This window comes from Streptomyces sp. NPDC006510 (genome assembly GCF_040611955.1).
Classification (GTDB): domain Bacteria; phylum Actinomycetota; class Actinomycetes; order Streptomycetales; family Streptomycetaceae; genus Streptomyces.
Window position 1 is genome coordinate 1 of the sequence record NZ_JBEXPH010000010.1, and the last position, 18,967, is coordinate 18,967.

The 18,967-nt window shown below is 70.2% G+C and carries 18 protein-coding genes and 2 rRNA genes; 16 read left to right on the plus strand and 4 right to left on the minus strand.

All coding sequences use genetic code 11. The features are described 5' to 3' along the window. The 10 genes from ABZY11_RS05295 to ABZY11_RS05340 form a co-directional block, all read left to right on the plus strand. Window positions 1–73: ribosomal RNA gene (locus ABZY11_RS05295) — 23S ribosomal RNA — on the plus strand; the annotation flags it as partial. 76 nt (window positions 74–149) lie between these two features. Next, a 5S ribosomal RNA gene (gene rrf, locus ABZY11_RS05300) occupies window positions 150–266 on the plus strand. Window positions 267–340: 74 nt separating this feature from the next. Continuing rightward, window positions 341–985, plus strand: a complete 645-nt coding sequence (locus ABZY11_RS05305; protein ID WP_356477819.1) for an HAD family hydrolase — start codon at window positions 341–343, stop codon at window positions 983–985. Between the two features lie 42 nt (window positions 986–1,027). Then, the gene (locus ABZY11_RS05310; protein WP_356477820.1) at window positions 1,028–2,233 is read left to right on the plus strand and encodes an MFS transporter; all 1,206 of its coding nucleotides are present in this window, start codon (window positions 1,028–1,030) and stop codon (window positions 2,231–2,233) included. Next, window positions 2,202–3,374: an acetoin utilization protein AcuC gene (locus tag ABZY11_RS05315; protein WP_356477821.1), complete on the plus strand. Its 1,173-nt coding sequence runs from the start codon at window positions 2,202–2,204 to the stop codon at window positions 3,372–3,374. The genes ABZY11_RS05310 and ABZY11_RS05315 overlap by 32 nt, the downstream gene beginning before the upstream one ends. 122 nt (window positions 3,375–3,496) lie before the next feature. Beyond that, a complete protein-coding gene (locus ABZY11_RS05320) occupies window positions 3,497–4,312 on the plus strand; it encodes a phosphatase (protein ID WP_356477822.1) in 816 nt (271 codons plus the stop codon). Window positions 4,313–4,440: 128 nt separating this feature from the next. After that, window positions 4,441–4,653 (plus strand): helix-turn-helix domain-containing protein, encoded by a 213-nt coding sequence (locus ABZY11_RS05325; RefSeq protein ID WP_014046653.1) that lies wholly within the window; start codon window positions 4,441–4,443, stop codon window positions 4,651–4,653. 110 nt (window positions 4,654–4,763) lie between these two features. Further along, window positions 4,764–4,862, plus strand: a complete 99-nt coding sequence (locus tag ABZY11_RS05330; protein ID WP_003948845.1) for an AURKAIP1/COX24 domain-containing protein — start codon at window positions 4,764–4,766, stop codon at window positions 4,860–4,862. A 185-nt stretch (window positions 4,863–5,047) separates the two neighbouring features. Further along, complete coding sequence (locus ABZY11_RS05335) at window positions 5,048–6,142, plus strand: NAD-dependent epimerase/dehydratase family protein (RefSeq protein WP_356477823.1); 1,095 nt, start codon at window positions 5,048–5,050, stop codon at window positions 6,140–6,142. 15 nt (window positions 6,143–6,157) lie between these two features. Further along, window positions 6,158–7,225 (plus strand): lysophospholipid acyltransferase family protein, encoded by a 1,068-nt coding sequence (locus tag ABZY11_RS05340; protein ID WP_356477824.1) that lies wholly within the window; start codon window positions 6,158–6,160, stop codon window positions 7,223–7,225. A 65-nt stretch (window positions 7,226–7,290) separates the two neighbouring features. Here the strand turns inward: ABZY11_RS05340 and ABZY11_RS05345 are convergent, their stop codons facing one another. From ABZY11_RS05345 to ABZY11_RS05355, 3 genes are all read right to left on the minus strand, one after another. Further along, entirely contained in the window at window positions 7,291–8,481 is a 1,191-nt protein-coding gene (locus ABZY11_RS05345; protein ID WP_356477825.1) for a DUF5667 domain-containing protein, read from the minus strand. A gap of 225 nt (window positions 8,482–8,706) precedes the next feature. Beyond that, a complete protein-coding gene (locus tag ABZY11_RS05350) occupies window positions 8,707–9,483 on the minus strand; it encodes an ECF subfamily RNA polymerase sigma factor, BldN family (RefSeq protein ID WP_351265330.1) in 777 nt (258 codons plus the stop codon). 360 nt (window positions 9,484–9,843) lie between these two features. Next, a complete protein-coding gene (locus ABZY11_RS05355) occupies window positions 9,844–10,797 on the minus strand; it encodes an HAD-IB family hydrolase (protein WP_356477826.1) in 954 nt (317 codons plus the stop codon). A gap of 147 nt (window positions 10,798–10,944) precedes the next feature. On the opposite strand from ABZY11_RS05355, the gene ABZY11_RS05360 reads away from it, so the two are divergent. The 6 genes from ABZY11_RS05360 (at window position 10,945) to hemB (ending at window position 17,535) form a co-directional block, all read left to right on the plus strand. After that, window positions 10,945–11,220, plus strand: a complete 276-nt coding sequence (locus ABZY11_RS05360; RefSeq protein ID WP_356477827.1) for a glutaredoxin family protein — start codon at window positions 10,945–10,947, stop codon at window positions 11,218–11,220. A gap of 272 nt (window positions 11,221–11,492) precedes the next feature. Beyond that, a complete protein-coding gene (locus ABZY11_RS05365; RefSeq protein WP_356477828.1) occupies window positions 11,493–12,260 on the plus strand; it encodes a redox-sensing transcriptional repressor Rex in 768 nt (255 codons plus the stop codon). Then, on the plus strand, window positions 12,257–13,753 hold the full coding sequence (locus ABZY11_RS05370) for a glutamyl-tRNA reductase (RefSeq protein ID WP_356477829.1): 1,497 nt from the start codon (window positions 12,257–12,259) through the stop codon (window positions 13,751–13,753). Before ABZY11_RS05365 ends, ABZY11_RS05370 begins: the two co-directional genes overlap by 4 nt. Further along, the gene (hemC, locus tag ABZY11_RS05375; RefSeq protein WP_356477830.1) at window positions 13,750–14,736 is read left to right on the plus strand and encodes a hydroxymethylbilane synthase; all 987 of its coding nucleotides are present in this window, start codon (window positions 13,750–13,752) and stop codon (window positions 14,734–14,736) included. Before ABZY11_RS05370 ends, hemC begins: the two co-directional genes overlap by 4 nt. Further along, window positions 14,733–16,403, plus strand: a complete 1,671-nt coding sequence (locus tag ABZY11_RS05380) for a bifunctional uroporphyrinogen-III C-methyltransferase/uroporphyrinogen-III synthase (RefSeq protein WP_356477831.1) — start codon at window positions 14,733–14,735, stop codon at window positions 16,401–16,403. The genes hemC and ABZY11_RS05380 overlap by 4 nt, the downstream gene beginning before the upstream one ends. Window positions 16,404–16,539: 136 nt before the next feature. Then, window positions 16,540–17,535, plus strand: a complete 996-nt coding sequence (hemB, locus tag ABZY11_RS05385) for a porphobilinogen synthase (protein ID WP_356477832.1) — start codon at window positions 16,540–16,542, stop codon at window positions 17,533–17,535. A gap of 51 nt (window positions 17,536–17,586) precedes the next feature. Here hemB and ABZY11_RS05390 read toward each other — a convergent pair whose 3' ends face one another. Beyond that, on the minus strand, window positions 17,587–18,864 hold the full coding sequence (locus ABZY11_RS05390; RefSeq protein WP_356477833.1) for a choice-of-anchor A family protein: 1,278 nt from the start codon (window positions 18,862–18,864) through the stop codon (window positions 17,587–17,589). Window positions 18,865–18,967: the final 103 nt, after the last annotated feature.

Below are 18,967 nucleotides of genomic sequence, written 5' to 3' on the forward strand. Positions count from 1 at the left end.
GTTGATAGGCCAGATGTGGAAGCCCGGTAACGGGTGGAGCTGACTGGTACTAATAGGCCGAGGGCTTGTCCTCAGTTGCTCGCGTCCACTGTGTTAGTTCTGAAATAACGAACGGCCGTGTTGTTCCGGTGTTGTTTATTTCATAGTGTTTCGGTGGTCATTGCGTTAGGGAAACGCCCGGTTACATTCCGAACCCGGAAGCTAAGCCTTTCAGCGCCGATGGTACTGCAGGGGGGACCCTGTGGGAGAGTAGGACGCCGCCGAACTCCTTTTACGGGGAAGCCCCGTGTCCGCAGGGACACGGGGCTTTTCTGCGTTCACGAACGTCTAGTCTCGAACCATGCGCTACGAACTGGTCATCTTCGACAACGACGGTGTGCTCGTGGACAGCGAGCCGATCTCCAACACCATCCTGGCCGAGTACCTCACGGAGCTCGGTCACCCCACCTCGTACCAGGAGAGCCTTCGGGACTACATGGGGGCCGCCGTGCACCGGGTGCACGATCTGGTCGAGGAACGTACCGGGGAGAAGCTGCCCGCGGACTTCGACGAGACGCTTCACTCGCGGATCTTCGCCGGGTTCGAGCAGGAGCTGGAATCGGTGGCCGGCGTCGAGGACGTGCTGGGGAAGCTCGTCGCCGACGGGGTTCCGTACTGTGTTGCGTCCTCCAGCAGTCATGAGCGGATCCGGGTCGGGCACCGCAAGACCGGGCTCGACCAGTGGTTCGAGGAGGAGTGGATCTTCAGCGCGGACGACGTGGCGCAGGGGAAGCCGGCGCCCGATCTGTTCCTGCTCGCCGCCGAGCGGATGGGAGTCGCTCCCGAGCGGTGCGTCGTCATCGAGGACAGCCCGCTCGGGGTGGAGGCGGCCAGGGCCGCGGGGATGGATGTGTACGGGTTTACGTCGATGATGCCGGCGGACCGGCTCGCCGGGGTGACCGGGCACTTCTCCGACATGGGCCAACTCCGGGAATTGCTCGCCTGATCCATCTACCCACGGGTAGAGACTGCCCTTACGCTCGCGGCCATGACAGATGCTCGCTTGCGGCACGGCAGGGCCTCCCTCACGCTGAGTTTCTTCGTACAGGGAGTCACCTTCGCTCTGTTGGTGACGCGGATTCCCGCCATCCAGGACCGGTACGGGATATCCGACGGGCTGCTGCCCGTCTTCCTGGCCGCGGTGCCCATCCTGGCCGGGGTGGGCAGCGTGCTCACCGAGAAGGTGGTCGCGCGGGTGCGGCCCGGGGTCGTGCTGAGGTGGGCTCAGCCCGTCGTGATGCTTGCGCTGCTCGGTACCGGGGCCGGGAACGCGCTGTGGCAGGCCGCCCTGGCGCTCGGCGTGTTCGGGCTCGCCGTCGGGGCGCTCGACGCCTCCATGAACATGATGGGGGTCAGCCTCCAGCGGGCGTACGGGCGATCCATCATGCTCGGGTTCCATGCCGCGTACAGCCTGGGCGGGATCGCCGGAGCGTCCATGGCGTGGGCCGGGGCGCACTGGGATCTGTCGCTGATGGTCTCCTACCTGCCGGCGGTCGTGGTGCTGCTGCCGGTCGCGTTCATCGGGAGCCGGTGGTACGCGGAAGGCACGTCGGCGGAGGCGGACCCGGGGGAGGAGCAGGGCAAGGGTGCGGCCTCGGTCTCCTTCAAGTTGCTGATGCCGCTCTGTCTGGTGATGAGCTTCGCGTACATCGGGGACTCGACGGTCTCCAACTGGAGTGCCAAGTATCTGCAGGACGTGCTGGGCAGCTCGGAGCAGCTGTCGACCGTTCCGTACAACGTCTACATGGTGACGACTCTGCTGGGGCGGGCCGTGGGGGACTTCGGGGTGCGGCGGTTCGGGGCGGTGACCGTGGTGCGGTGCGGGAGCGTGCTGGCCGCTGCGGGGTTCGTGGTGGTGGCGCTGGCCGGTGGGGCGTGGACCGGGATGCTCGGGTTCACCATGCTGGGGCTCGGGCTCTGCGTGATCGTGCCGCAGACGTTCGCCGCCGCCGGGCGGATGTTCCCCGGGGCGAGCGATACGGCCGTCGCGCGACTGAATGTCTTCAATTACGTGGGATTCCTGGTGGGGTCACCTTTGGTGGGGGCGCTCGGGGACGCCTGGAGCTACCGGGGGGCGATGCTCGTACCGATGGTGCTGGTGCTCGCGACGCTGGTGTACGCCAAGTCGTTCGGGGCGGAACCCGCCCGATACGGTGGCGGGCATGAGCGGCCGCGCACAGTTGATGTGGGATGACGCAGTAACGGGATACGACTTCGGGGAAAGCCATCCCATGGACCCCGTCAGGCTCGCCCTGACCATGGGGCTGGTCCGGGCGTTCGGGCTCGACGGCGCGGTGGACGTGGTCGCGGCCAAGCCCGCCGGGGACTCCACGCTGCGGCTGGTGCACCGCGAGGACTACGTGGCCGCGGTGCGCGCCGCCTCGGCGGATCCGAAGCACGCCGATCAGAAGTACGGGCTCGGGACGGTGGACGATCCGGCGTTCGCGGGGATGCACGAGGCGTCGGCGCTGATCGCCGGGCAGTCGGTGGCGGCGGCCGAGGCGGTGTGGCGCGGGGACACCGCGCATGCCGTGAACTTCACGGGCGGGCTGCACCATGCCATGCCGGGCGGTGCGGCGGGGTTCTGCGTCTACAACGATCCGGCGCTCGCGATCGCGAGAATGCTGGAGCTGGGTGCTGAGCGGGTCGCGTACGTCGATGTGGATGTGCACCACGGTGACGGGGTGCAGGCGGCCTTCTGGGAGGACCCGCGGGTCCTGACCGTATCGCTGCACGAGCACCCGCGGACGCTCTTCCCGCAGACCGGCTGGCCAGAGGAGACCGGCTCGGGGGCGGGTGAGGGCAGTGCGGTGAATGTGGCGCTGCCGGCCGGTACGGGGGACGCGGGGTGGCTGCGGGCGTTCCATGCGGTGGTGCCGGAGTTGCTGGCGGACTTCCGGCCGCAGGTGCTGGTGAGCCAGCACGGGGCCGATACGCACTTCGAGGATCCGCTCGCCCATCTCGCGGTGTCGCTGGACGCGCAGCGCGCGGTGATGTCGGCCTGTCACGATCTCGCCCATGAGTATGTGGAGGGCGGGCGCTGGGTGGCCCTCGGCGGGGGCGGGTACGCGGTGGTCGATGTGGTGCCGCGGTCCTGGACACATCTGGTGGGGATCGCCGCGCATGCGCCGGTGGACCCGGAGTCGGTGATTCCGTCGTCGTGGCGGGATGAGGTCTACGCCCGGACCCGGCAGTTGGGGCCGGCCCGGATGACGGACGGTCGTACGCCTTCCTGGAAGTCGTGGGAGGAGGGGTACGACCCCGCGGACCGGCTGGACCAGGCGGTGCTGGCGACGCGGCGGGCGGCGTTTCCGTTGCGGGGTCTGTTGACGTGATCCGGGCGGGGGCGGTCGCGGTGTGGCCGTTTCCGTGCGGTGGCGCGTAATGGTTACGCCAACTGTGGGGCGTAACCGGGCTTCCGGCCCCCCGTCCGGGTGATTGGGGGAGCATCGGTGGGGTGTTGAGCACCGGAGCGCTGCGTGCGCATCTGCTGGCGGCCCGGCTGGCCGGGCCCGTGGCCACCTCGCGGGAGGTGAGTCTGCGGAGTTATCGGCTCTTCGCGGCCCGGGACCCGCGGGTGACGCTCGGCCTCGATCCCGGACGGGGCTGGGAGGAGCACGATCTGCTTCGTCTGATGGCCGAGAAGTGCGGTGTTTCGGATGATCCTGCTCATGTCTCGGGGCCTGATGTGATCGATCCGGAGCGGACCCTGGCGGGCCTGGACGCTTTCGCCGAACGGCTGTCGCATGCCGCGGCCCGGCGGGCGCCCGTGCTGTTCGGGACCGGTCATCCGCACCGGCTGCTCGGTTTCTACGCAGCGCTGGCAGACGCCATGTCGGCGGCCGGGTGCTCCGTACTCACCCCCGCGCAGGGGAGATGTATCGACATAACGACCCGGTTCGGCGTACGTACATGCAGCCTCGACTACGTACGAGGAGTCGCGATGGTGCGCGAACCCGGCGTGTGGTCTCCCGGTGGTGGCACCGGCGCACATACCCATTCCCCGCTGCCGGTCAGGGTCGTTCTGGAGGCGGTCGCGGAGGGTCGTGGGCGGTTGCCGGAACTGGTCGTCGGGGACCACGGCTGGGTCTGCGGGGCAGGTCAGCTGGGCATTGAGGCGATCGGTCTCGCCGATACGGATGATCCCGCGCTGTTCGTCGGGGAGGCCGAGGGCCGGGTGGCGGTCGCCGTGCCGCTCGATGACGCCGTGCCGTCCGCGTACTACCGGCCGCTGACGCGTTATGTGCTCAATCGGGCGTTTCTGTCATGGTAGACGGCCGATCGTCTCCCCTCTTCCCCACTCGCATCACCCGCCCCTAACCTGGGGAGTGAGCGCACAACGACGAAGAGTCACCGGAGGGGAAGCCGGTGCGCGTCTCGTGCGGAAGGTACAGGTGGGTCATGGCTGCTGGCAGCGAGAGGCCTCTCAACGAGGTCAAGTTTCTGACCGTGGCGGAAGTCGCCTCGGTCATGAGAGTGTCGAAGATGACCGTGTACCGCTTGGTGCACAGCGGTCATCTGCCGGCGATCCGGGTGGGCAGGTCCTTCCGGGTTCCGGAGCAAGCGGTTCACGAGTATCTCCGCGAGTCCTTTGTGGGGGTGGAGTCCGCCTGAGGTTCACCTCGGATTACGCCCCTCACGCGCTGGCGGGTAGGCTAGGCCGACGTAGGTCGTGTGGGCCCAGACGCCCCGCACCAGTGAAGAAGAAGTGAGCGAGGGTAGTCGTGGGCTCTGTTATCAAGAAGCGGCGCAAGCGGATGGCCAAGAAGAAGCACCGCAAGCTGCTCAAGCGCACGCGCGTTCAGCGTCGCAACAAGAAGTAGGCGAACGCGGTTCGTGAATCCGCAGCCCTCCCGCCGGTCCGGCGGGAGGGCTGCGGTGCGTTGTGGGGCGTCAGCCCGCATTCGGGCCAAAGACTTGGGGGAAGGCCGCCGCGCGGTCGTCACACGGCAACATCCACCCGCTACGGTGACGGCCAGGGGAAACCTTTCGACGGAAGGCGCTGATCTTGGGGAAGGTCGTGCTGGTCACGGGAGCGGCCCGGCAGCTGGGGGGCCGCTTCGTGCGGCGCATCCAGCGTGATCCGGGAGTGGACCGGGTGATCGCCGTCGACGCGGTCGCGCCCGGACACGGGTTGGGCGACGCCGATTTCGTGACGGCGGACATCCGCCAGCCCGCGATCGCCAGAGTCCTCGCCGAGCACTCCGTCGACACGGTGGTGCATCTGGACGTCTCGGCCAAGGCGGTCGGCACGGGCGGCCGGACGACGGTCAAGGAGACCAACGTCATCGGCACCATGCAGCTGCTCGGTGCCTGTCAGAAGGCGCCGAGCGTGCGGCGGCTGGTGGTCAAGTCCAGTACCAACGTGTACGGGTCGGCGCCGCGCGATCCGGCGGTCTTCACCGAGACCACCCCGCCCAAGTCACTGCCCAGCGGGGGCTTCGCCAAGGACGTGGTGGAGGTCGAGGGGTACGTACGGGGCTTCGCGCGCCGCAGACCGGATGTCGCCGTGTGCGTGCTCAGGTTCGCGAACATCCTGGGGCCCCACGCCGATTCGCCGCTCGCCGACTATCTGTCGCTGCCGGTGCTGCCGACGGTGTTCGGGTACGACCCGAGGCTCCAGTTCGTGCACGAGGACGATGTCGTCGACGTATTGGGTGTCGCGTCGGGCGAGCCGGGGCGCGGGACGCTGAACAGCGGCACGTTCAACATCGCCGGGGACGGGGTGCTGCTGCTCTCGCAGTGCTCGCGGCGGCTGGGGCGGCCGACGGTGCCGTTGCTGCTGCCCGCGGTCACCTGGGTCGGCCAGGCGCTCCGTACGGTCGGCATGACGGACTTCTCGCCGGAGCAGATCCGGCTTCTCACCCACGGCCGGGTGGTCTCCACCGTCCAGATGCGCGAGACCCTCGGTTTCCACCCCCGGTTCAGTACCGCGGAGACGTTCGCGGAGTTCGCGCGCAGTCAGGGGCCGGGGCTGCTGCCGCCCGAGGTGGTGGGCAGGGCGGTCGACAGACTGGCCGCCGTGCCGTTCGCCGGGGCGGACGGCGATGTTCCGGGGACCACCGGGGCCGACGACACCGAGCCGGCCCCCAGCGCCAGGTAGAGGAGCGCACCGACGATGGCGGATGCCAAGGTCATTCCGTTCGACGACGACCGTTCGCGGACGGGCGGTTCAGCGCGCCCCGCACGGCGCCGGCCCATAGCGGGCGGCGGCCGGGGCCAGGGGCCCGCGGCGGCCTCCGTAGTGGGGACCGCGGCTGTGAGCGCCCTTCCGGGGCAGCAGGACGCCTCGAATCCGCAGGAGGAGCCCCAGTGGGCCGGGCAGCCCCCGGAGCCGGACGAGCGCGGCGGCTGGGACCGGCGGATCGCCGGCGGGCTCGCGTTCCTGCGCCGGCGGGTCACGGGTGAGTACGACGTCGACGAGTTCGGGTACGACGAGGAGCTGACCGATCAGGTCCTGATGTCGATGCTCCGGCCGGTGTACGAGAAGTACTTCCGGGTCGAGGTGAAGGGCATCGAGAACATCCCCGCCGAGGGCGGGGCGTTGATCGTGTCCAACCACTCGGGGACGCTGCCGCTCGACGGGCTGATGCTCCAGGTCGCGGTGCACGACAACCATCCGGCGGGCCGTCATCTGCGGCTGCTCGCCGCCGATCTCGTGTTCGTGCTGCCGGTGGTGAACGAGCTGGCCCGCAAGGCCGGTCACACGCTGGCCTGTGCGGAGGACGCGGAGCGGCTGCTGCGGCGGGGTGAGGTCGTCGGGGTGATGCCGGAGGGATTCAAGGGCATCGGCAAGCCGTTCGGGGAGCGGTACAAGTTGCAGCGCTTCGGGCGGGGCGGCTTCGTGTCCACGGCGCTGCGGGCCGGGGTGCCGATCATTCCGTGCTCGATCGTGGGGGCGGAGGAGATCTACCCGATGATCGGCAACTCGAAGACGCTGGCGCGGCTGCTGGGCTTTCCGTACTTCCCGATCACGCCGACGTTTCCCTGGCTCGGGCCGCTCGGGGCGGTGCCGCTGCCGACGAAGTGGACGATCCAGTTCGGGGAGCCGATCTCCACGAGCGGCTATCCCATGGAGGCGGCGGAGGATCCGATGCTGATGTTCAACCTGACGGATCAGGTGCGGGAACAGATTCAGCACACGCTGTACAAGCTGCTGGTGCAGCGGAGGTCGGTGTTCTTCTGAGGGCGTGCCGGTGTGCGGATGGCGGACGGGCTCGGCGAGCCCGTCCGCCATCCGCCGGACACGACCTAGTCGTGCAGGTCCTCGCCGTTGATCCCCAGGCCGGGGAGCAGGCCGGGGAGGAGCGGCGGGAGGGTCACGTCCGGGGTGGGCGGGGTGCTGGCCCGGCCCTCGGTGGACGGGACGGTGCCCGGGGGCGGGGTGCCGAGGAGGCCGTCCGTGCCGCCGCTGATCAGGCCGTCGGACGAGGCGCTGTCCGATCCCGACGGGTGGGGCGAGGCGCTGTTGCCCGTACGGCCCTGCGAGGCTTCCGGTGACGCGGGCGCCGAGGGGGCGGTACGCGAGGGTTCCGTGCCCTGTTCCGCGGTGTCCTGCTGCTGTGCGCCGCCGCTGCCGTCCGGGGTGCGGGGCAGCAGTGACTGGAGCGGCTGGACCTCTTCGTCTATGGCGTCGAAGACCGAGCTCACCTGGTCGCGGACGTCCGTCAGCTGCACGGGCAGCCGGTCGCGGAGGCTGCTCCAGCTCTCGCGGTGCGAGCGGGAGAAGGAGTCCAGGGTCTGGATGGGGCCGATGGCGCCGTTCTGCTGGTAGGCGGAGTGGAGCAGGCGGTGGCCCTCGCCGGCGTCGTGCGTCATGCCTTTGAGCGTGCGCCTGACCTCGCCGAGCTGTTCGTGGTCCAGGTCGCCGGAGCGGGCGCGCTCCATCAGCCGGCGGGCCTCGCTGAGCCGGGTCGACGCCTGGTCGAGGTAGGCCTCGCCGCGGTCGGCGTCGCCGCTGGCCATGCCGAGGTGGATGTCCTCCATGCCGCGCTTGAGCCCGTACAGCGAATCACCCGGCAGGGCGTCGGAACTGGCAGCGGCCACCCCGCCGAAGGCTCCCGCCGCCACACCGACGGTGAGTCCGCCGGCCGCGAGGCCCTTCGTCCAGCGTGAACGCGGACGCAACTTCCGGAGCGGGGAGGCCCGGTGGGCTCCCTTGGCGCGCTGTTCGGGCACCGTAGGGCCCGCGGACGCACCGCCCTCGGTGAACATGGCCTGCATGGCGGCGACGAGCTGGGCTCGCTGCACCATCTTGACCTCGGGATCCAACTCCGGCCGCGGTACCTCACCGAGGCCGTTCGCCAGGGCCAACAGCGGTCCGTGGTCGGCCGGTTCGGCCGGTTCCTCGGGCTGTGCGGCCGCAGCACCGCGGAGGGACTGCTCCTCCAGGGCCTGGGCGAAGGCGTTCGCCCGCCGGTGTGCCGAAACGTTTGCGATCACTGGCGGCACCTCCTCTCGTCATGACGGTCGACTCCCCTGGGGGTCCGGAAGGTTGCACACCTTGAGCGCTTCCACACGAATGAGTGAGTGTCGGCGGACATGGGGTGACGACAGGGAGCCTGCAACCGGCACAACGAGGCGCGCGGCACATGGGTTACGCACGAAGGATGATCGGACCAGTGCGTGATGAACGTGTCGCCGAGAGTGATTCGGCCGGGGGTGGGGTCAGCGGGCATCGTCCGGGAGGAGCCGGGCCAGAGTGCGGACGGCGCGGTACTGAAGGGTCTTGATCGCACCCTCGTTCTTGCCCATGACCCGGGCGGTCTCGGCGACCGAGAGACCCTGCAGGAACCGCAGGGTCACGCACTCCTGCTGCTGGGGGTTGAGTCGGCGCACGGCCTGGAGGAGTGCGGCGTTGGAGAGGGACTCCAGGACGGAGTCCTCGGGACTTCGCTCGACCTCGTTGGCGTCGAGCATCTCGCCGGTGGTCACTTCCAGCCGGAAGCGGCTGGACTTGAAGTGGTCGGCGACCAGGTTGCGGGCGATGGTGACCAGCCAGGCGCCGAAGTCGCGGCCCTGCCAGGTGAACGTGGAGATGCGGCGCAGGGCGCGCAGGAAGGTCTCACTGGTGAGGTCCTCCGCCGTCGCCTTGCCGCCCACGCGGTAGTAGATGTAGCGGTAGACGGTGTCGCTGTACTGGTCGTAGAGGCGGCCGAAGGCGTCGGCCTCGCCGGCCTGTGCGCGCTCGACGAGATCCATCATGCGCGCGCTGTCGCTGTCGGCGGTCGGCCGACGAACGGTGGACGTGGTTGTTGCGCCGCGGTTGCTGCGTCTTCCGACCGCCGCACTGCGTTCGGCCAGGGCATAGCAAGGGCCGGCAGGTGCAGGGGTGGCAAATGCGGGTACGGCGTACGCGGTGGGGACGAAGCCGCGCAAGCGGTCGGCGACCGTTGCGCGCAGCGTAGCCAGGCCCGAGGCGTCAACCCCGACGTGTGGGTACACGGGACTCCCAGAGGCAGAGCTTCCATCACGTGCAGTGCGAAACCGTCACTCGTCGTAGTGAGAGGTGGGTTCCGGAATGCGTCTGAGGAGAATAACGCTTCGTACAGGCAGTGCTACACCCAGTTGCCAAAATCACCGATTACGTCGCTTCTGTAGCGACTAAACGACGCATTAAGTAGCACATCGTGACCGTTTGTTGATCGAATTACTTCGAGATCTGTCTGCCGGGGCGACGGGTTGTGGTCGTGTGCGAGCAACGCGACTGGCCGGAGCGGTCGGTGGGTAAGGGGTTCCGATCGGCCGCGGAGCCGGGCGTGGCTCACCCGGCCCCCGGAGGGGCCGGACGTGGCGGGTTGCGCGTCAGCGGCGGCGGCGGTGCAGGGCGACGGCGGCCGCGGTGCCGCCCGCGATCGCGCCCACGCCGGCCGCGGCCGGGATGCCGACCTTGGCCGCCTTGCGGCCGGTCCGGTAGTCCCGCAGCCGCCAGTCGCGCGCGCGGGCGTGCTTGCGGAGCTTGGCGTCCGGGTTGATCGCGTACGGGTGCCCGACCAGGGACAGCATCGGGATGTCGTTGTGCGAATCGCTGTACGCCGCGCAGCGGTCGAGATCCAGGCCCTCGGCGGCGGCCAGGGCGCGGACCGCCTCGGCCTTCGCGGGGCCGTGCAGTGGCTCGCCGACCAGGCGGCCGGTGTAGACGCCGCCGACGGACTCGGCGACCGTGCCGAGCGCGCCGGTCAGGCCGAGGCGGCGGGCGATGATCGTGGCGGTCTCCACCGGGGCCGCGGTGACCAGCCAGACGCGCTGTCCGGCGTCGAGGTGGGCCTGGGCGAGGGCCCGGGTGCCGGGCCAGATGCGGTCGGCCATGTACTCGTCGTAGATCTCCTCGCCGATGGACATCAGCTCCGAGACCCGGTGGCCCTTGACGATGGACAGGGCGCTGTCGCGGGCGTCCTGCATGTGCTCCGGGTCCTCGACGCCCGCCAGCCTGAACCAGGCCTGCTGCCAGGCGAACCGGGTCAGCTCGCGGCGCTGGAAGAACTTCCGCTTGTACAGGCCGCGGCCGAAGTGGAAGATCGCCGCGCCCTGCATGACGGTGTTGTCCAGGTCGAAGAAGGCGGCGGCCCGGTCGTCGCCGACGACGGGAAAGGGTGCCTCCTCGGCCTCCGCCTTCGCGGGGGCGCCCTGCTCGGTGCCGGGGGACTGATCGTCGGGGAGGGTGGACTTCCGCGCTGCCTCAGCTGCTGCCTCGCCGGCCAGCACGCTCCGTGCTGTCGCGGGGCGCCTACGGGGTGTGAGCCATCCAAGAGCGGCCATGTCGTGAGCATAGCCAGTCGGTCAGGCCCTTCCCGACCTGCCGGGATGCCGCGGCGTGAACTCTCTGCTGCCGATCTGTTAAACGGGTGATTCCGGGCGTACCGGATCAAGGGCGGAGCAGCTCCCCTCCCGGCGCAGAATGAAGGCATGAGTGCCTTGTTGCGACGTACGAAGAAGAAGCCCGCGGAACGTGTGGTGACCCTGGTCGGGAAGCCCGGATGTCACCTCTGTGACGACGCGCGGCAGGTGGTGCGGGAAGTGTGCGAGGAGACCGGCGCGTCCTGGGAGGAGAAGGACATCACCCGGGACGAGGAGCTGTACCGGGAGTACTGGGAGCAGATTCCGGTGGTGCTGATCGATGACGAACAGCACACGTTCTGGCGGGTGGACCCCGCGAGGCTGCGACAGGCACTGCGTTCATGAGCGAAAGCCGGTTACCATCGTGGGCGTTTTGAGTGCTCTCGGGGGAGTGGTTGTGAGGAGTGTGTGCCGCTTTGCCCCCTTCGGGCCTGCAACGGGCTGATGCGATCCTTGGTTCCGGGATCGCACGACGAATGTGCGTGACCCCGGTCACTTTGACCGGACAAAACGGACACTATCTTTGTGCACGTGTTCACAAAGACATAGCCTGCATTCGACGGGGCGGTCTTGGGAAATACGGCCGCCTGCAGCCCCGCTCATCCCGCAGGAGCACCGTGGCAACTGGCCGAACTCACCGACCGGCGACCCGTAGCCGAGGAATTCCCGAGGCCACCGTCGCCCGACTTCCGCTGTACCTGCGCGCACTGACCGCGCTCTCCGAGCGATCGGTACCCACGGTCTCGTCGGAGGAGCTCGCCGCGGCGGCGGGGGTCAACTCCGCCAAGCTGCGCAAGGACTTCAGCTACCTCGGCTCGTACGGGACGCGCGGGGTCGGGTACGACGTCGAGTATCTCGTCTACCAGATCTCGCGCGAACTCGGGCTCACCCAGGACTGGCCGGTCGTGATCGTCGGTATCGGTAACCTCGGCGCCGCGCTCGCCAACTACGGCGGCTTCGCCTCCCGCGGTTTCCGGGTCGCCGCGCTGATAGACGCCGACCCCGCGATGGCCGGAACGCCGGTCGCCGGTATTCCCGTCCAGCACGCCGACGAACTGGAGAAGATCATCGGCGACAACGGCGTGTCGATCGGTGTCATCTCGACCCCGGCCGGTGCCGCGCAGCAGGTCTGCGACCGGCTCGTCGCCGCGGGCGTCACCTCCATCCTGAACTTCGCGCCGACCGTGCTGTCCGTGCCCGACGGCGTCGACGTCCGCAAGGTCGACCTCTCCATCGAGCTTCAGATCCTCGCCTTCCACGAGCAGCGCAAGTCCGGCGAGGACACCACCGAGAGCAGCCCGGACCCGGCCGCGCCCCCTGTGCGCTCGGCCACCGGCAGCCGGAAGGGACCCGACGGGGAGATGCCCGCCGTGATGCCCGCATGAGTCTTCTTGTCGTAGGGCTGAGCCACCGCAGCGCCCCGGTCTCCGTACTGGAGCGGGCCTCGCTGGCTGCCGAGACGCAGGCCAAGCTGCTCCAGGACACCCTCGCCGCGGAGCCCGCGGTCGAGGCCGCCGTGCTGGCCACCTGCAACCGCATCGAGCTGTACGCCGACGTGGACAAGTTCCACGCGGGCGTCGCCGAGCTGTCCACGCTCCTCGCCCAGCACAGCGGCGTCGGTCTGGACGAGCTCACTCCGTATCTCTATGTGCACTACGAGGACCGGGCCGTCCACCACCTCTTCTCGGTGGCGTGCGGGCTGGACTCGATGGTCGTCGGCGAGGGCCAGATCCTCGGCCAGATCAAGGACGCGCTGGCGCTGGGGCAGGAGCTCCACACCGCGGGCCGGCTGCTGAACGACCTGTTCCAGCAGGCCCTGCGGGTCGGCAAGCGGGCCCACAGCGAGACCGGGATCGACCGGGCCGGGCAGTCGCTCGTCACCTTCGGCCTCGAACAGCTCGCGGCCGGCGCGGACGTCGCCGACTGGGCCCGGGGCAAGCGCGCCCTGGTGATCGGCGCGGGCTCGATGTCCTCGCTCGCCGCCGCCACCCTGGCCCGTACCGGTGTCGCCGAGATCGTCGTCGCCAACCGGACCCGGGCCCGTGCCGACCGGCTCGTCGAGATCCTGGTCCAGCCCGGGGGCACGGGAGTGGCCGCCCGCGCCGTGGAGATGGCCGCCGTCTGCGACGAACTGACACGTGCCGATGTCGTCGTCTCGTGCACCGGCGCGACCGGTCTCGTACTGACCGCCGAGGCCGTCGCCGAAGCGCTCGGCCTGGACGTCGGCGACGCCGTCGAGACGCCCGCCGCCGCGCCCGCGGTGCCCGCACCCGCCGACATCGACCGGCACGCCGCCTGGGTGGAGAACGGCAGCGCCGGTACGGTGCGCCAGGCCGTCCGCCGGGCCACCGTGCCCGCGCAGGGCACCGGCCCCGTGCGCCTGGCGCTGCTCGACCTCGCCATGCCGCGCGACATCGACGGCGGCACGGCCCGGCTCGACGGTGTGCGCCTCGTCGACATCGAGTCGCTCGCCGAGGCGTCGGCGGACGCCCCGATGGCCGCCGATGTGGACCAGGTGCGCACCATCGTCTCCGACGAGGTCGCCGCCTTCGGCGCCGCCCAGCGCGCCGCCCACATCACCCCGACCGTCGTCGCCCTGCGCACGATGGCCGCCGGCGTGGTCGCGGGCGAGATCGCGCGGCTGGACGGACGCCTCCCCGACCTGGACGAGAAGCAGCGCGCCGAGATCTCGCAGACCGTGCGCCGCGTCGTCGACAAGCTCCTGCACGCGCCCACCGTGCGGGTCAAGCAGCTCGCCAGCGAGCCCGGCGGTGCCGGGTACGCCGATGCGCTGCGGGAACTCTTCGACCTCGACCCGCAGACGGTCGCCGCCGTCTCCCGGGCAGACCTGAACGACCCGAATCGAGGGCGGTCATGACCGACAACTCAACCCTGGGCGCGGGGGCCGACAAGCCGCTGAGGCTGGGCACCCGGCGCAGCAAGCTCGCCATGGCGCAGTCCGGCCTCGTCGCCGACGCGGTCAGCGAGGTGACCGGGCGCGCCGTCGAGCTCGTCGAGATCACCACGTACGGCGACACCTCGCGGGAGCATCTCGCGCAGATCGGCGGCACCGGTGTGTTCGTCGCGGCGCTGCGCGACGCGCTGCTGCGCGGTGAGGTGGACTTCGCCGTCCACTCGCTCAAGGACCTGCCGACCGCGCAGCCCGAGGGCCTCGTGCTGGCCGCGGTGCCGGTGCGCGAGGACCCGCGCGACGTACTGGTGGCGCGGGACGGGCTGACCTTCGAGCAGCTGCCGTCCGGTGCCCGCATCGGTACCGGTTCGCCGCGCCGCATGGCGCAGCTCAACGCGTACGCCCGTAACCACGGCCTCGACATCGAGACCGTGCCGATCCGGGGGAACGTCGATACGCGTATCGGATTTGTCCGGAGCGGTGAGCTGGACGCGGTGGTACTCGCCGCGGCCGGGCTCAGCCGCCTCGGCCGGACCGGTGAGGCGACCGACTTCCTGTCGGTCGACACCGTCCTGCCCGCTCCCGGCCAGGGAGCACTGGCGATCGAGTGCGCTGCGAGCAGCGCCGACCTCGCCGCCGCGCTCGCCGAGCTCGACGACCCGTACACCCGGGCCGCCGTGACCGCCGAGCGTGCCCTGCTCGCCGCCCTGGAGGCCGGTTGCTCCGCACCTGTGGGTGCGCTGGCCGACTTCCTGGTCGACGGGCAGGTTGTCAACGAACTGCGCCTGCGCGGTGTCGTCGGTTCCACCGACGGTTCCTCGCTGGTGCAGATGTCCACCACCGGTCCCGTCCCCACGTCGCAGGACGACGCGGCGGCACTCGGTCGCGAGCTCGCGACCGAGATGCTTGCCAAGGGTGCGGCCGGTCTTATGGGGGAGCGAGCACTTTGAGCCCCACCGGCCCCGCCGCATCCGACTTTCCGGCCCTGTCCGCACAAGGGCACGTCACCTTCCTCGGCGCCGGTCCCGGCGACCCGGGACTGCTGACTCTGCGCGCCGTCGAGGCGCTTGCGAGCGCGGACGTCCTTGTCGCCGAGCCGGACGTCCTCGGCGTTGTTCGCTGCCATGCGCGGGCAGGCGTAAGCACACCTGAGCTGACGGTTGTTGACGCGCAGTCAGCAGCCGCCGATGTTCCCGTTCTCAGGGATGCGGCCAATCTTGTCATGGAGGCAGTGAGGGGCGGCAGGCGGGTCGTCCGTGCCGTTTCCGGTGACCCGGGACTGGACGGGAACGCCGGTGCCGAGATGCTCGCCTGTGCTGCCGCCGGTATCCCCTTCGAGGTCGTGCCGGGCATCGCCAATGTCGTGGGCGTGCCCGCGTACGCCGGTGTGCCGCTGCGGGACGCGCAGGGCGCGGACGTCAGGTTCGTCGATGCCCGTACCGCCTCCGACCGCTGCTGGACCGAGGTCGGCGCGAGCGATGCCACTGCCGTCATCTCGACGACGCTCGACGCGGTGGCCGCGGCCGCCGGTGAGCTGGTCTCGGCGGGCCGCAAGCCCGACACCCCGCTGACCGTGACGGTCGCCGGTACGACGACCCGCCAGCGCACCTGGACGGCGACCCTCGGGACGATCGCCCAGGTCCTGAAGCAGGCGAAGGTCCTGCCGTCGCCCGAGGGGCACCGGCCTGTCATAGCCGTGGTCGGTGAGCGCAGCTCCGCCGCCCAGCGCGACCAGCTCGCGTGGTTCGAGTCCAAGCCGCTGTTCGGCTGGAAGGTACTCGTACCGCGTACGAAGGAGCAGGCCGCGTCGCTCTCCGACCAGCTTCGTTCCTACGGTGCAGTGCCGTACGAGGTTCCGACGATCGCCGTCGAGCCGCCCCGTACGCCCCAGCAGATGGAGCGTGCGGTCAAGGGCCTGGTCACGGGCCGCTACGAGTGGATCGCCTTCACCAGCGTCAATGCCGTGAAGGCCGTCCGGGAGAAGTTCGAGGAGTACGGGCTCGACGCCCGTGCCTTCGCCGGGATCAAGGTCGCGGCCGTCGGCGAGCAGACCGCCGCCGCGCTCGTCGACTTCGGTGTGAAGCCGGATCTGGTGCCGTCCGGTGAGCAGTCCGCCGCCGGTCTGCTGGAGGACTGGCCGCCGTACGACCCCGTTTTCGACCCGATCGACCGGGTCTTCCTGCCGCGTGCCGACATCGCCACCGAGACGCTGGTGGCCGGGCTGATCGAGCTGGGCTGGGAGGTCGACGACGTCACCGCGTACCGCACGGTCCGCGCCTCGCCGCCGCCCGCCGACACGCGTGAGGCCATCAAGGGCGGCGGTTTCGACGCGGTGCTCTTCACCTCGTCGTCGACCGTGCGGAACCTGGTCGGCATCGCGGGCAAGCCGCACAACGTGACGGTCATCGCGTGTATCGGCCCGGCGACGGCGAAGACCGCCGAGGAGCACGGCCTGCGGGTCGACGTGCTCTCCCCGGAGCCTTCGGTGCACAAGCTGGCCGAGGCGCTCGCCGAGTTCGGTGAGCGGCGCCGGGAGGCGGCGAAGGAGGCCGGTGATCCGGTGACGCGGCCGAGCGAGCGGCGTCCCGGTGCGCGGCGGCGTCGTACGACGACCTGACCTGCGCGGTCGTGGTGTGTGAGGGGCCCGGTTGCTTCGGCAGCCGGGCCCCGGCCCGTTTCGAGGCCTGTTTCGCGGTCTTTTTCCGGCACAGGTGTCGGTAAGACGGTGATGTGTACGGGTCTAATCTCGAAGGATGACTGTGTACGGAAACTTCCCTGGCTCCCGCCCCCGGCGGCTGCGGACGACCCCGGCGATGCGGCGGATGGTCGCCGAGACACGGCTCGACCCGGCGAATCTGATCCTGCCCGCGTTCGTGCGCGAGGGTATCGACGCCCCGGTCGCCATCTCGGCCATGCCCGGCGTGCAGCAGCACACCCTGGACACCCTGCGGAAGGCCGCCGTCGAGGCGGTGTCGGCAGGGGTCTCCGGAATCATGCTCTTCGGTGTCCCCGTGGACGCGAAGAAGGACGCCCGGGGCACGGCGGGCACCGACCCGGAGGGCATTCTCCAGGCCGGGCTGCGTGCGGTGCGCGAGGAGGTCGGTGACGATCTCGTCGTCATGTCGGACCTGTGTCTGGACGAGTACACCGATCACGGCCACTGCGGTGTGCTGACCGAGGACGGCCGGGTCGACAACGACGCGACGCTGGAGCGGTACGCGGAGATGGCCCAGGTCCAGGCCGACGCGGGCGCCCATGTGGTGGGCCCGAGCGGCATGATGGACGGCCAGGTCGGTGTCATCCGGGACGCGCTCGACCAGACGGGCCACGAGGACGTCTCGATCCTCGCCTACACCGCGAAGTACTCCTCGGCGTTCTACGGGCCGTTCCGCGAGGCCGTCGGCTCCTCGCTCAAGGGCGACCGCAAGACGTACCAGCAGGACCCGGCGAACACCCGTGAGTCGCTGCGCGAGCTGGCGCTCGACCTCGCGGAGGGCGCCGACATGGTCATGGTGAAGCCGGCCGGTCCGTACCTGGACATCCTCGCGAAGTTCGCCGACTCGGTGGACGTGCCGGTCGCGGCGTACCAGATCAGCGGTGAGTACGCGATGATCGAGGCCGCCGCCGAGAAGGGCTGGATCGACCGGGACGCGGCGATCATGGAGAGCCTGACCGGGATCCGGCGCGCGGGTGCGCAGATGATCCTGACGTACTGGGCGACGGAGGTCGCGCAGCGGCTGCGGCGCTGACGGTCCCCGTGGGAACCCCGCACGCGCGGGGTTCCCACAAGCACCCGGCCGTCAGGACCGCTTGGAGCGGCGGCGGGCCGCCACGACCAGACCGGTGCCCGCGGCGAGCACCACGGCGGTGCCGATGACCAGCGGGACCGTGCTGCTGCTGCCCGTCGAGGCCAGGTCGCCGTCCTTGCTGCCGGGCGGCGTGCTCTGCGACGGCGCCGACGTGCCCGGTGCGGCGGGCTCGGACGCGCTGCTGGACGGGGTGCCGGACGGCGGGGTCACCGAGGCGGTGGGCTTACCGGTCACCGGCGGTGTGGTCCCGGGGGTGTTGCCCGGGGTCGGGGTGGCCGGCGGCGGGGTCCCGCCGGTCTCCGGGAGGCAGCCGGTGAAGGGGAAGTGGTGCGTCTCCGCGCCGCCCGAGCCGTGCAGGGAGGCGACCCACACCGAGCCGTTGACCGGGGCGCCGGTGCCCAGCTCCAGGTGTGCCCCGGGGGCCAGCACGCTGCCGGGCCAGGCCGCCCGGCTGCTCTTGGTGACCGTGCGGGCCTCGGGGAAGTTCCACAGCAGGCGGGCGCGGACCTTGCCGTCGGCGGCGCTCTGGAGCTTGTCGTCCAGTACGTAGTCCTGGCCGCCGGAGAGGAAGAAGCCGGTGGTGCCGGCCTTGGCCATGTCGTAGGTCTCGCCGCTGACGTTGACGACCGCGGTGGCGCCTGCGGGGACCTTGAGGTAGATGTCCTTGGCCCCCTCCAGCTGATCGGCCGTCACCTTGAAGATGTTGCGGGTGGTGTTGCCGCCCTCCAGGGTGAGCTTGCTGCCGGCCGGCGTCACTTCGGTGCCGGTGGTCGCCGGTTCTTTCGCCAGTGCGGCGGAGTAGGCCCGGAGCTTGGTGAACTCGGCGTCGAAGTCGATCAGGCCGGCGTTCTTGCTGAAGGTGCCGGAGTGCATTTCGAGGGCGCGGTCGCTGACCTTGCCGCCGACGACCGCGTTGCCCTTCATCACCGCGGTGACCGAACTGCCGTTGAGCAGGTCGCCGCGGACGACGAGCGAGGCCCGGCCCGGCAGGGCGTCGACCTCGGCGGCCGTCAGTTCGTTGGCGGCGCTGAAGCCGCCGCGGAAGTCGGCGTTGCCACCTACGGCCACCGCGCCTTCCGCGTCGGGGGTATGGACGTCGTCACCGAGGACGAACTCGCCGTACTTTCCGGCGATCCCGAAGGCGTCGGTGGTGCAGCCCGCCGCATCGGCGGCGGGCGTGGCCTGTGCGGCCGGGACGGCCGTGAGGCCCAGGACGAGGGCTCCGCCGAGCACTGCGGACGCTGCTGCGGCGGTTGCGGTTATGCGCATGGGACGTGTCACTCCAGCGGAGGTGCTTGTAAAGATTCTGTGGCGGCTTCGGGCCATACTCTTCACATCGCGGGGCATTGGTCAAGACCAATGTGTGGAGTGC

Excerpts from the sequence above, each read along its gene's own strand:
- ABZY11_RS05340 (WP_356477824.1), top strand. The coding sequence starts at position 6,158 with ATGGCGGATGCCAAGGTCATTCCGTTCGACGACGACCGTTCGCGGACG.
- ABZY11_RS05390 (WP_356477833.1), bottom strand. The coding sequence starts at position 18,864 with ATGCGCATAACCGCAACCGCCGCAGCAGCGTCCGCAGTGCTCGGCGGA.
- ABZY11_RS05360 (WP_356477827.1), top strand. The coding sequence starts at position 10,945 with ATGAGTGCCTTGTTGCGACGTACGAAGAAGAAGCCCGCGGAACGTGTG.
- ABZY11_RS05315 (WP_356477821.1), top strand. The coding sequence starts at position 2,202 with ATGAGCGGCCGCGCACAGTTGATGTGGGATGACGCAGTAACGGGATAC.
- ABZY11_RS05355 (WP_356477826.1), bottom strand. The coding sequence starts at position 10,797 with ATGGCCGCTCTTGGATGGCTCACACCCCGTAGGCGCCCCGCGACAGCA.
- ABZY11_RS05325 (WP_014046653.1), top strand. The coding sequence starts at position 4,441 with ATGGCTGCTGGCAGCGAGAGGCCTCTCAACGAGGTCAAGTTTCTGACC.
- ABZY11_RS05310 (WP_356477820.1), top strand. The coding sequence starts at position 1,028 with ATGACAGATGCTCGCTTGCGGCACGGCAGGGCCTCCCTCACGCTGAGT.
- hemB (WP_356477832.1), top strand. The coding sequence starts at position 16,540 with ATGACTGTGTACGGAAACTTCCCTGGCTCCCGCCCCCGGCGGCTGCGG.
- ABZY11_RS05305 (WP_356477819.1), top strand. The coding sequence starts at position 341 with ATGCGCTACGAACTGGTCATCTTCGACAACGACGGTGTGCTCGTGGAC.
- ABZY11_RS05370 (WP_356477829.1), top strand. The coding sequence starts at position 12,257 with ATGAGTCTTCTTGTCGTAGGGCTGAGCCACCGCAGCGCCCCGGTCTCC.
- hemC (WP_356477830.1), top strand. The coding sequence starts at position 13,750 with ATGACCGACAACTCAACCCTGGGCGCGGGGGCCGACAAGCCGCTGAGG.